We start from the raw sequence: 11,549 nt of genomic DNA on the forward strand, positions 1-11,549 counted from the left end.
TGGGGAGCAGCAGCTCGTATCCGGTCGGGGCCGGGGGTCGCGGTCTAACCCATACCCTCGGAAAGGGAAACCACTTTTACGAGAGTTCAGTCTTTCCTGAACACCAGTCTTCCGAGCCAGCCGGTCAGCATGGCCAGCGATACGGCAAAGACACCGTAGAGGAAGGAATAGTCGTGCGCGACGCGGAAGATCGACTGTTCGAAACCGGACTTGCGGATTTCGAGCTGGGCGGAGCTTTCCTTGATGAACAGGCCGCTCTTGAACAGGAACGCGCGGGCCTTATGGGTGCCGACCGGAACGTTTGGGGCGAGCCTGACGGTGGCGCGGAACAGGTTCTGCGACAGGAACTGCACACCGCCGACATTCTCGCTGTAGAGGCCGGTCGCCGCCTTGCGTTCGCGCAGCGCGGCGGTGAACTCCTCGATTGTCGCCGGGCTGTCCTCCGCGTCGGCCGGCTGCAAATAGAGGTTGGAGGCGCCAAGCGACAGCTGCTTGTAGCTGTTCGGATCGGTGACGTCCTGCAGCGGCCGCGTCGTCGCCACCGAATAGGAGACAGGTACGTTTTTGAAGGTCTCCGACTCCAGATTGACCCAGACGCCGAGCACCCGGTCCTTGCGGCGCACGACGACCGGCCGAGCCGGGCCTTCCAGCACGACGATCACGTCGTAGCGCCCTTGCCGCGCGACAAGCGGATCGGCATTTTCCAGTGAGCCGAAAATGGTCAGGTCGGCGCCGGAAAAGCCGGCGGTAATCGAGACATTGTCGGTGGAAAGGCCGATCTGGATGTTTTCGGTTAGTGGCGCCTGCGCCTTCGCCGGTGGCGCAGCAGCCAGCAGCGACAGCAAGGCGGCGGCCGCGAGCGTCCTTAGGCCGGCCATCAGCTCAGGCCCACGCCGGACAGAGAATAGAGATTGGGCGGCGTGACGAAAAGATCGATGGCAAGCCGGATGGCTACCGCCAGCACGAGCAGCGCCAGCAGCGCCCTGAGTTGCTCGCCCCGCAGCCTCTGACCAGCCTTGGCGCCATATTGCGCGCCGGCGACGCCGCCTGCCATCAACAGGAAGGCGAGCATGACGTCGACCGTCTGGTTGGTAGTGGCGTGGACCAGCGTGGTGTAAGCCGAGGTGAAGATGATCTGGAACAGCGAGGTGCCGATGACGACGTTGGTCGGCACTTTCAAAAGGTAGATCAGGGCCGGCACCATGATGAAGCCGCCGCCGACGCCCATGATCGAGGACAGGAAGCCAATCGCCGCGCCCAGCCCAAGCACCGGAATGACGCTGACGAAGAGCTTCGAGGCCCTGAACCGCATCTTCAGCGGCAGGCGGTGGATCCAATTATGCTGGCCGGATTTCTTCAACACCGATGCGGCGCCGCTGCGAGTGGCGCGCAGCGCATTGACGCTCTCGACAAGCATCAGTCCGCCGACGGTGCCGAGCAGCACGACGTAGAGCAGCGAGATGAACAGGTCGAGCTGGCCGAGCCGGCGCAGGAGCGCAAAGACATAGATACCACCGGTCGAGCCGACGATGCCGCCGGCTAAAAGCACGCCGCCGAGCTTGAAGTCGAGCGTGCCGCGCTTCATGTGCGACAGGGCGCCGGAGAAGGAGGAAGCGATGACCTGGTTGGCGCCGGTGGCGACCGCGATTGCCGGCGGTATGTTGTAGAAGATCAGCAGCGGCGTAATGAGAAAGCCGCCGCCCACGCCGAACATGCCCGACAGGAAACCCACCGCCGCACCCATGGCCAGCAGCACGAAGATGTTGACGGAAATTTCCGCGATCGGGAGATAGATGCCCACCCGTCAGTCTCGATCAGTTTGCCTCCTGGCGAATGCAACCGTTGCGGGCATTTTGCGTCAGAAGGCTATCTCGTTCTTGCGCCGGCCGGGCCGTGAAGTCAAACTTCGCCGCACCGCCGAAACAAAAAACAACTCAATCAGTTAACAGGCAAATCTGTGGCAAGGGCGTCGCGGAAACGACGCATCCGCCGTTATTTACGCGCAAGCAGCGCCTTGACCAGCTTTTCGTCGATCGCGCCGGTTGCCTTCATATCGTTGTCGGCCTGGAAGGCCATGATCGCGTTCTTGGTTTTTTGGCCCATCATGCCGTCGGGATTGCCGGCCTCGTAGCCGTTCTTGTTGAGAATGCGCTGGATGTTCTGGACCGCTTTTTTCATGTCGATGCCGGCGGTCGTCTGCGGTGTGCCGTCCTGCCACGATTCGGGAACGTCGGCCGAATTGGCGGCTGGATCGAGCGGCTTGGCCTTCCACAGTTCAGCCGCGGCCCGCGCACGCTCCAGCTGCTCGGGCCTCAGCGCCTTGGCGATCTCGTCGCGCTTGGCCGCCGCATCCTTGTCGCCGGTCTTGGCGACGAGTGCGAACCATTTGTAGCTCTCCTCGAGGTTCTGCTTCATGCCGACGCCCTTCGCCGCGAGGATGCCGAGATTGAACTGGCTATCCTTGACACCGAGATCCGCCGCCGCCTGGAACCAGCGCGCTGCCGATTCATTGTCGGTCACGCCATCCGCCGCCATCGCAAACAGCACGGCAAGATTGTGCATCGCGCTGGCATTGCCCTGCGCTGCGGCAAGCTGGTACCAGGTTTTCGCTTTCTTGATGTCGCGTGCGACGCCGATGCCCTTCTCGTAGAAATTGCCGATGCGGTATTCTGCCGGTGCGAAACCGAGTTCGGCAGCTTTCTCATACCATTTAGCCGCCGCCGCCATGTCTTCTTTGACGCCGCGAGACTCGGCGTAGCGCGAGCCGATCTCGAACAGCGCTTTGGCGTCGCCGCCGGCCGCTGCATCGCGCAGGGCGGCCGGACCGGCATCGGCCGGAACGTCGATCTTGGCAACGCCTGCCGCGGCAGCATCCGCCGGCGGCACCGTGCCGGTCGTGTCCTGGGTCGCAGCGGTGGCTATAGCAGGCGCGGCAGCCATTGGCTCGGCGTCGCTGGCCGTCGCCGCTGCCGGCGCGGGCACTGCGGCCGCGGTGTCTTGCGCCGCCAGGTCAGCGGGCGCCGCGGAAGCCGAGGGCGCCGTCGATGTCTCGGCTGCCGGTGTAGCGGGGCCGGTTTGCGCCGCCGTGTCGTCCTTGGTTATCGATGCGGATGGCTCTGCCTGCCTGACGGTGGGCGACGGCGCGCTCTCCTGTGTTGTCGTCTGCGCGTCCGCCTTCGGCTCGCTGGCAACGCTGGCCAAAGCGGTTTCCACCGGCTGTACGGCCACGGCCGGTGCCGCCTCATTGTTGGTGACTTCGACCGGGTCGGAGAAGAAGGCTTTGCCCAGTTGCAGGCCGGCAAGCGCCAGCATGATCGCGATTGCCCCCATCAGGATCGGTTTGCGCCGCGCCTTGAGCAGGTCGCCGATCCTGAGCGCCTTGACCGGGCCTTTCATCGTCGACTGGCGCTTGAGGGCGTCCGCCTCGGCGGCCGCCGCTTGCGCGGCCCGTCTGGCTGCCGCGATGAAGTCCGATTTCGCCGCCTCAGCGCCGCCTTCCCGGGTCGGCTGCCCGCGCTCGTCGCGCACGCGCTTCATGATGGCGCTGAGGTCGGGTGCGCCGGAGCCGGGTTCCAGTGGCCGGTTGGCGAGCTTGGGGTCGAGGGGCTCGTCGAGATCGACGCTCGGTACCTCGGCGCTCTGCGCCGAGCCTGCAAGCGGCGGCATCTCGGCGTCCTTCTTGCCCTTCAAGGCGCGCGCCAGCCCGCCTAACATCGATTTCCTGCCGCCGCCTTGCTCGGTTTTTTCACGCGTCGTGTCTGAACCGAGAGCCGCCAGGGCTGCTGCGGCGGCGGCCTCGGCTGGCGTACGCGGACCTGGCTCGTCGCGCACGAGCGCCGCGGCGCGGCCGTCGAGATCGGCCATGCTGCCCGTCAACGGCAGCGGCTGGTCGAGGTCCATCGACGGTGCGTCCTGCACCGAGATCTTGGATGGCCGGCCGAAACGCTTGCTCAACTCCGCGCTTGCCGGTTCGCCCGTCTCCAATGAACCAAGCCTGTCAACGATCTTGAGCAGCGTATCGTGGATAGCCTCGAACGTTCTCGAATTGCGCTCGTCCGAACGCCGCGTCAGTGCCTCGAGCGTCTTCAGGTCCTGGGCGAGGCCGGTGACGGCCGCCGTGTTGGCGCTTGATCCGGCCAGTGAGCGGACGGCACTCTCAGCCGCCTCGCGCGCCGCGCCGAGGATGGAATCGCGGGTTCCGGCCAGCGACTTCTCGATTTCGTTGAGACGCGGGCTGATGTCGTCGAATTCCGGCAGCGGCGTGCCGGGCTTGGAAAGATGCGCCGCCAGGCCGGCGACCTGCGCTTCAAGGCTGCGGATCAACGCCGGGTCGATGCTGGCGACCTGTGCCGCGGACGAATCCAGCCGGCTTGAGATGTCTTCGAGCCGGCTCTCCAGGCCACGGATCGCCGCCTCGTTGGCGGGATCTGGAACGCGCGTCTCAATCCGCTTGGCCAGCGCGGTGAAGCGGGCGTCGATGGCATCCATGATGCCGGCGCTATCGACCTGCGGCATGCGCTGGTCTAGCCTGTCGGCGACCTCGTCCAACCGGCGCTCAAGGTCGCGAAACAGCATGTTGCCTTGTTCGATTGCGTCGCCCTGGCGACGTTCCATCATGCTGGACAGCACGTCGAAGCGCTGCTCGAGCCCCTGGAAGATGTAGTCGGCGTCGGGCATGGCAGGTGCGTGGTCGATCTTGTCGGCAATAAGCGCGACTTGCCTGGCAAGGCGCTCCATCGCCTGTTCCGGCAGATTGGCTCGGCCGGCCAGTTCATCCACGCGGCTCGACAATGTGTTGAGACGGTCGATGACCTCCCGACCCGGACGATCCTGCGACACTTCTTCGATTTGCTGGGCCAGTGAATCGATCCGCTTCTCGATGCGTTCGAAGGGCTCGGGGTCGAACGAATTGGCTTGCGCGGCAACCGTCGAGGCGACGATCGCGCGGGAAATCTCGTCGAGCCGCTCGTCGATCTGACTGAATGTGTCGCCGCCGCGATTGTCCTGCTGGCGGGCGAAATGGTCGACCGCTCCGGCAAGCGTGCGGACCTTTTCCTCGAGCGAGCGCAGCGACAGCGATTCCGGCAGATTGCTGACGGCATTGCTGATCTGTTCGAGCCGCTCCGTCAGCGCCGACAGGCCGGGTGCATCGGAACGCTTGCGCTGATCGGCCTCGACGCGATCCTCGAAAGCGTTCCAGCGGCGGTCGAAATCGTCCCAGCGGCGTCCGACCGCCTGCACGCTCTCCTCGCGCGCTAGCGTATCGAGCGCGGCTTTGACCTGCTCAAGCTCGAGCCGCAGCATATTGACGCTTCTGTCGTCGCTTTTTTCGGCCAGTGTCTGGATGGCGCCGGAAAGCCGCTCGAATTCGACGCTGAGTTCGGCGCTGCCTTTGCCGCCGCCATTTGACTGGAAGGCTCGCTCAATATTCTTCCGCAGTACCTCGAACTCGCGTTGCATGCCGGAGGTCATCTGCTGGCGCAACTCTTCGCGCAGGCCGCGCAATTCCCCGGCGATCTTGCCGGCTAGGGCGACGCCGTCCTCCTGGCCGCGCACCCGGTCGATATCGCGGGCGATCGCCTGGTAATTCTGGTCGAAAGCCGCTGCTGGACCTTTCGGCCGCTGCGCGCGTGGATTCTCATACCGGCGCTGCTGGCCATAGGGTTGGGCGCTGGGATAGCGTGGTTCTGCCGCTGGTCGGCGCGGATCGGGGTGGCTTGCCGTCTCCTCGCGCGTCCGCTCCAGCCGCTGCTCCAGAGTTTCCAGGGAGCGGTTGAGCTCTTCAAGCGTCGTGTGCGGCCGGCGTTGCCTGCCGGCGTTGAGTGTATCGAGGTAGGACCGCTTGCTGTTCATCAATGCGCCCGTTTCAGAATTGCTGGCTTTCACCAGGTTCCCAAAGTCCTGCCGGGACGAAGGCGACTGCTTGGCTTGTTGCAGTGGAAGACGAGCTTCCCGGTCTCATCCGCGCTCCGAAAAACCGTGAAAAATTCAGTACAGGATAGACACGGGTAACCGACATGCGCACATTTCGCCCCAACGTGGTAAACAACGCGTTAACCAAGCTTAAGAAGTTGCAACTTTGTCGGCTGGCTGCCGACGGCGCGGGTGTCTTTTTTGGACGCGCAAAAGACGTTGTAGAATTTTGATCAGCCGCATGATCGCTCCCGAAATCGGCAACGACCTTTTAGGTTGTCCGCTGGTGCTGCGGCATAAAGTTGCAAGACCAGAACACTCTTGCGTGCTGAGGCGGCTATCGATATAGAATTGACGTAAACGTAAATGAGCGGATTACGCCGTTTGCGATTTGTTTGTTGAAACCACGAGTGGAAGCACGCCCCCGCTTTCACTCAGGCGACGCAAGGTCGGCGACCGCGACGCCACCAGACGGGGAAAGCCAGTGACCATGAAACTTATTTCGCCCGGCCAAGCCGCGGCCAACACCAACGATATGTCGAGCGAAGCCGGTGAAGAGCTTGTCCGCATCGGCGAAATGGCCAAGAAATACGGAGTGACGCTGCGTACGCTGCGTTTCTATGAGGACAAGGGTCTGCTCAACCCGCAGCGCGACGGCTCGACCCGTCTTTATACACGCCGCGACAGGGCCCGGCTGAAGCTGATCCTGCTTGGCCGCAAGGTCGGGTTCTCGCTGCGTGACGTCAAGCAGATGATGGACCTCTACGATCCGAACGGCTCCAACACCAAGCAATTGCGGCTGGCGCTCGACAAGTCGGAGAAGCAGCTTGCCCGCCTGCAGAAGCAGCGGGCGCTGATCGACGATGCCATCAGCGAACTGAGTGCTTCGATGTCGACCGTCCGGCAAATGCTGATCGAGCGCTCGACGCCGCAGGCCAGTGTGGCGAGCTAAACTAAGCTTTCGATTTGTGACGAATAAGAGCCGCGCGGCTTTCGCTGCGCGGTTTTTCGTCGTTTGCCGTGCTTTGTCGTTTGTCGTCCTGGCGCGCCGGAGAAAATTTACCTCAGCACAGAATTGACGTTTACGCAAACGTCAATATTTGTTATCTCGACCACAACGTTGGTCCGTCTGCCATCCTCATATGCTGGGGCTGATTTCAGGGCCAAGACCGCATGGTGGAGGAAACGCATGCCGATCTACAGAGCGCCGGTCCGGGACACGCTGTTCGTGCTGAACGAAGTGCTGGGATATCAGCGTTATTCCAATCTTCCCGGATTTTCCGACGCGACGCCGGATGTGCTCGAGGCCATCCTTGCCGAGGGCGCGAAGCTCGCCGAAAACGTGATGCAGCCGCTGAACCGCGTTGGCGACGTGGAAGGCTGCATGCGCCATGACGACGGTTCGGTAACGACGCCGAAAGGCTTCAAGGAAGCTTTCGACCAGTATCGCGAAGGCGGCTGGATGGGGCTCGCGGCACCTGTCGAGTTTGGCGGGCAAGGCTTGCCCTACGCGGTGCACACTGCGGTTGCCGAATACATGGTGTCGGCCAATATGTCGCTGATGATGTATGCCGGCCTGACGCAAGGCGCGATCGCTGCGATCATCACCCATGGCACCAAAGAGCAGAAGGCAACATGGTTGCCGAAGCTGGTCGAGGGCGCCTGGACCGGCACCATGAACCTGACCGAGCCACACTGCGGAACCGATCTTGGCTTGCTGCGCGCCAAGGCCGTCCCAAATGGCGACGGCACCTACAGGATCTCCGGTCAGAAGATCTTCATCTCTGCCGGCGAGCATGACATGTCGGACAATATCGTCCATCTGGTGCTGGCCCGTATCGAGGGCGCGCCGGATGGCGTGAAGGGCATCTCGCTGTTCATCGTGCCGAAGCTCAAGCTCGATGCCTCAGGCAATCCGGACGAGAAGAACACCGTCTCCTGTGGCTCGATCGAGCAGAAGATGGGTATCCACGGCAACTCGACCTGCGTCATGAATTACGACGACGCTGAAGGCACGCTGCTCGGCGAGGCCAATGGCGGGCTGAAAGCAATGTTCACCATGATGAATGAGGCGCGGCTTGGCGTCGGCCTGCAGGGCCTCTCGCTATCGGAGGTCGCCTATCAGAATGCGGTTTCCTACGCCAAGGACCGTCTGCAGGGCCGCTCGCTGTCAGGACCGAAGGCGCCGGACAGGAAGGCCGATCCGATCATTGTCCATCCGGACATCCGCCGCAGCCTGATGACCATGAAGGCGTTCAACGAGGCCGGGCGCGCGCTGGCGCTGTGGACGGCAATCAAGTCAGACATCGCTCACCGCTCCGGTGACGACAAAGATCGCCAGGTCGCAGACGACTATACCGGCCTGATGACGCCGGTGGTCAAGGGCGTGCTCACCGACAAGGGTTTCGATCACGCGGTAATGGCGCAGCAGGTGTTCGGCGGCCACGGCTATATAGAAGAACACGGCATGAGCCAGTTCGTCCGCGATGCCCGCATAGCCATGATCTATGAGGGTGCCAACGGCATCCAGGCGCTCGATCTCGTCGGCCGCAAGCTGGCCTTGAATGGCGGCCGCGCGGTCCAGGCCTTCTTTAGGGAAGTCGGAGAGTTCTGCGAGGAGAACCGCACCGACGAGACGATGGCGCCCTTCACCAAGGCGCTTAAAAAGGGCCTCAACGATCTGCAGGCGGCGACGATGTGGCTGGTGCAGAACGGCATGGCCAAGCCCGACAATGCCGGTGCCGCCTCGACCGACTACATGCATCTCTTCGGCCTGGTGGCGCTGGGCTATATGTGGGCCCGGATGGCCAGGGTGGCCGCAGCGAAATTGGCTGATGGCGCTGACGGCGCTTCGTCTTTCTACGACAACAAGCTGGTGACGGCGCGCTTCTTCATAGAGCGGATCATGCCGGAGACGTCGGCACATCTTGCCCGCATCTCCAGCGGTGCCGACACATTGATGGCACTGCCGGCGGAAGCGTTCTAGCTTCGGCGTTCCCCTCCCCTCGAGGGGAGGGTGGCCCGAAGGGCCGGGAGGGGTCCTGCGTGCAGTGCGCCGACCTCCATTCTGGTGCATGCCTTGGAGGAAAATGATCGCAATGCCGTGGCACATGGCGCAGGTTGTAAAAGATAAGGTCGAGCAAGTCATCGGCGACCCCACCCGGCCGCTTCGCGGCCACCCTCCCCTCGAGGGGGAGGGGAACGTCGGCGCGAGGGAGAAATCATGACCCACCCCGCCGAAATCCTTGGCCTTCCCAAGCCCGCCTGGGCGGCGGACGAGGTCGGCATGCTTTACGACATGGCGCACCGCTTCATGTCGGAAGAGATCGCGCCGCGTTACGACGAGTTCGAGAAGAACGAAATGGTCGACCGCGAGAGCTGGCTGAAGGCGGGTGCTGCCGGCCTGCTGTGCGCCTCGATGCCGGAGGAATATGGCGGATCGGGCGGCACCTTCGCGCATGAGAGCGCCATTATCGAGGCGATCGGCCATGTCGGCGTCGACGGGTTCGGCATTGGCCTGCACAATTCGATCGTTGCCCCCTATATCCTCCACTACGGCTCGGAGGAGCAGAAGAAGAAGTGGCTGCCGAGGCTGGCGAGCGGCGAGCTGATCGGCGCCATCGCCATGACCGAGCCCGGTGCGGGCTCCGACCTTCAGGGCGTCAAGACGCGCGCCGAAAAGGACGGCAACCAGTACAAGCTCAACGGCTCGAAGACCTTTATCACCAACGGCCAGCTCGCCAATTTCATCATCGTCGTTGCCAAGACCGATCCTGAGAAGGGCGCCAAGGGCATCTCGCTGATCGTCGTCGAGACCGACGAGGTGGAGGGTTTCGAGCGCGGCCGCAACCTCGACAAGATCGGCCTCAAGGCCAACGACACGTCGGAACTGTTCTTCAACGACGTACGTGTGCCGACCTCGAACCTGCTCGGCAACGACGAAGGCCAGGGCTTCGTCCAGTTGATGCAACAATTGCCGCAGGAGCGGCTGCAGATCGGCACCACTGCTATTGCCATGGTCGAGCGGGCGCTGGCGCTTACCATCGACTACGTCAAGGAGCGCAAGGCCTTCGGCAAGGCCATCATCGAATTCCAGAACACCCAGTTCAAGCTTGCCGAATTGAAGACCGAGGCGACCATCGGCCGCGTCTTCTATAATGACTGCGTTGCACGCCACATTAACGGCGGCCTCGACCCGGTGACCGCTTCGATGGCCAAATACTGGCTGTCAGACCTGCAAGGAAAAGTCGTCGACGAATGCCTTCAATTGCATGGCGGCTATGGCTACATGAATGAATATCCGATTGCGCGCATGTTTCGCGACGCCCGCGTCCAGCGCATCTACGGGGGCACCAACGAGATCATGAAATTGCTGATCGGGCGCTCGCTCTGAGCGACTTTTCGGCAAACCCAAGGAGCAGGAAAATGGCCGAAGCTTATGTCTATGATGCCGTGCGCACGCCGCGCGGCAGGGGCAAGAAGGATGGCTCTCTGCACGAAGTGCCGGCGGTGCGGCTCGGCGCCAAGGTGCTCGAGGCCATCCGCGACCGCAACGGGCTGGACACCGGCACCGTCGACGACATCATCTTCGGTTGTGTCGATCCGGTTGGCGAGGCGGGTGCGGTCATTCCACGTGCCGCCGCTTTCGAGGCCGGCTACGACACCAAGGCGCCTGGCATGCAGATATCGCGTTTCTGCGCCTCGGGCCTCGACGCCATCAATTTCGGCGCCGCCAAGATCGCGCAGGGCGCCGACGAGGTCGTCATCGCCGGTGGCGTCGAATCGATGTCGCGCGTCGGCATGGGCGCCTCCGGCGGCGCCTGGTTCATGGACCCATCGGTCGGCCTACCCGGCTGGTTCGTGCCGCAAGGAATCTCGGCCGACCTGATCGCCACCAAATACGGCTTTTCGCGCGACGACGTCGATGCCTACGCAGTCGAAAGCCAGAAGCGTGCCGCCAAGGCGTGGGGCGAGGGCCGCTTCAAGAATTCGGTGATCTCGGTCAAGGACCAGAACGGCCTGACCATCCTCGACCATGACGAACATATGCGGCCCTCGACCGACATGCAGTCGCTTGCCGCGCTCAACCCGTCCTTCGTCATGCCCGGCGAAATGGGCGGCTTCGACGCCGTCGCCGTGCAGAAGCATCCCGAGGTGGAACAGGTCAACCACGTCCACCATGCCGGCAATTCCTCCGGCATCGTCGATGGCGCGGCGGCCGTGCTGCTCGGCTCGAAAAAGGCGGGAAAGACGCTCGGCCTCAAGCCGCGCGCACGCATCCGTGCGTTCGCCAACATCGGCTCCGAACCGGTGCTGATGCTGACCGGCCCCGTCGACGTCACCGAGAAGCTGTTGAAGCGGGCGAAGATGAAGCTGTCGGACATCGACCTGTTCGAGCTCAACGAGGCCTTCGCTTCGGTGGTGCTGCGCTACATGCAGGCTTTCGACATTCCGCATGACCGGATCAACGTCAATGGTGGGGCCATCGCCATGGGCCATCCGCTCGGCGCCACCGGTGCGATGATTTTCGGTACGGTGCTGGATGAATTGGAACGCCGCGACCTCAACACCGCGCTGGTGACGCTTTGCATCGGCGCCGGCATGGGCACTGCAACGATCATCGAACGCGTCTGACG

Annotated in this window: 7 protein-coding genes; 4 read left to right on the top strand and 3 right to left on the bottom strand. The window is 63.1% G+C overall.

Features of this window, described 5'->3' with window-relative positions; all coding sequences use genetic code 11:
* Positions 1-86: 86 nt before the first annotated feature.
* The 3 genes from NKH28_RS02765 to NKH28_RS02775 form a co-directional block, all read right to left on the bottom strand.
* The gene (locus NKH28_RS02765; RefSeq protein ID WP_352455141.1) at positions 87-878 is read right to left on the bottom strand and encodes a TIGR02186 family protein; all 792 of its coding nucleotides are present in this window, start codon (positions 876-878) and stop codon (positions 87-89) included.
* Positions 878-1,801, bottom strand: coding sequence for a sulfite exporter TauE/SafE family protein (locus NKH28_RS02770; protein WP_352541290.1), 924 nt, complete (start codon positions 1,799-1,801; stop codon positions 878-880). The genes NKH28_RS02765 and NKH28_RS02770 overlap by 1 nt, the downstream gene beginning before the upstream one ends.
* Positions 1,802-1,992: 191 nt before the next feature.
* Entirely contained in the window at positions 1,993-5,853 is a 3,861-nt protein-coding gene (locus tag NKH28_RS02775; RefSeq protein WP_352977705.1) for a peptidoglycan-binding protein, read from the bottom strand.
* A 550-nt stretch (positions 5,854-6,403) separates the two neighbouring features.
* Between NKH28_RS02775 and NKH28_RS02780 the strand changes: the two genes are divergently transcribed.
* From NKH28_RS02780 to NKH28_RS02795, 4 genes are all read left to right on the top strand, one after another.
* Positions 6,404-6,865, top strand: coding sequence for a MerR family transcriptional regulator (locus tag NKH28_RS02780; protein WP_023677331.1), 462 nt, complete (start codon positions 6,404-6,406; stop codon positions 6,863-6,865).
* A 237-nt stretch (positions 6,866-7,102) separates the two neighbouring features.
* A complete protein-coding gene (locus NKH28_RS02785; protein WP_352977707.1) occupies positions 7,103-8,899 on the top strand; it encodes an acyl-CoA dehydrogenase in 1,797 nt (598 codons plus the stop codon).
* Between the two features lie 237 nt (positions 8,900-9,136).
* On the top strand, positions 9,137-10,306 hold the full coding sequence (locus tag NKH28_RS02790; RefSeq protein WP_352977709.1) for an acyl-CoA dehydrogenase family protein: 1,170 nt from the start codon (positions 9,137-9,139) through the stop codon (positions 10,304-10,306).
* Between the two features lie 32 nt (positions 10,307-10,338).
* Positions 10,339-11,547 (top strand): acetyl-CoA C-acetyltransferase, encoded by a 1,209-nt coding sequence (locus NKH28_RS02795; protein ID WP_352541294.1) that lies wholly within the window; start codon positions 10,339-10,341, stop codon positions 11,545-11,547.
* Positions 11,548-11,549: the final 2 nt, after the last annotated feature.

Source organism: Mesorhizobium sp. M1227 (genome assembly GCF_040318315.1).
In the GTDB taxonomy this organism is placed as follows: Bacteria; Pseudomonadota; Alphaproteobacteria; order Rhizobiales; family Rhizobiaceae; genus Mesorhizobium.

Coding starts and splice junctions, on each gene's coding strand:
- NKH28_RS02765 (WP_352455141.1), bottom strand. CDS start 878: ATGGCCGGCCTAAGGACGCTCGCGGCCGCCGCCTTGCTGTCGCTGCTG.
- NKH28_RS02775 (WP_352977705.1), bottom strand. CDS start 5,853: ATGAACAGCAAGCGGTCCTACCTCGATACACTCAACGCCGGCAGGCAA.
- NKH28_RS02780 (WP_023677331.1), top strand. CDS start 6,404: ATGAAACTTATTTCGCCCGGCCAAGCCGCGGCCAACACCAACGATATG.
- NKH28_RS02785 (WP_352977707.1), top strand. CDS start 7,103: ATGCCGATCTACAGAGCGCCGGTCCGGGACACGCTGTTCGTGCTGAAC.
- NKH28_RS02790 (WP_352977709.1), top strand. CDS start 9,137: ATGACCCACCCCGCCGAAATCCTTGGCCTTCCCAAGCCCGCCTGGGCG.
- NKH28_RS02795 (WP_352541294.1), top strand. CDS start 10,339: ATGGCCGAAGCTTATGTCTATGATGCCGTGCGCACGCCGCGCGGCAGG.